Source organism: Vibrio sp. 10N.261.55.C5 (genome assembly GCF_041470505.1).
Taxonomy (GTDB): Bacteria; Pseudomonadota; Gammaproteobacteria; order Enterobacterales; family Vibrionaceae; genus Vibrio; species Vibrio crassostreae_C.
On the sequence record NZ_JBFRMS010000077.1, the window covers coordinates 1 to 391 of the forward strand.

General features: G+C 38.4%; 1 rRNA gene. It reads left to right on the top strand.

Features of this window, described 5'->3' with window-relative positions:
* Nucleotides 1-123: 123 nt before the first annotated feature.
* A 5S ribosomal RNA gene (rrf, locus tag AB4263_RS22255) occupies nt 124-239 on the top strand.
* Nucleotides 240-391 lie beyond the last annotated feature (152 nt).

The window sequence follows — 391 nt, forward strand, 5'->3', positions numbered from 1 at the left end:
GGGGTTTTGTGGACTCAGATATACCAGACCTTGAATGAGTTTGAAGAGAAAAACTTTTAAATCAGTTTTCCAGATTATTTTGCCTTCAGTTTTTAAAAAAGCTGAAAGTAAAAGCAAAATTTGCTTGGCGACCATAGCATTGTGGACCCACCTGATTCCATGCCGAACTCAGAAGTGAAACACAATAGCGCCGATGGTAGTGTGGGGCTTCCCCATGTGAGAGTAGGACATCGCCAGGCTCCAAATTTATTTTCACTTTTTTAAAAGTGAAGACAAAAGTTCGACTTTGTCTATTAAATAGACAAGTCACCATAGAGTTCTAAGTTTTCTTAGTATTTTATGTTGACTTTCAAAGTGGAAAGCGTATTATACGCGTCCTGCTTAAGTGCTA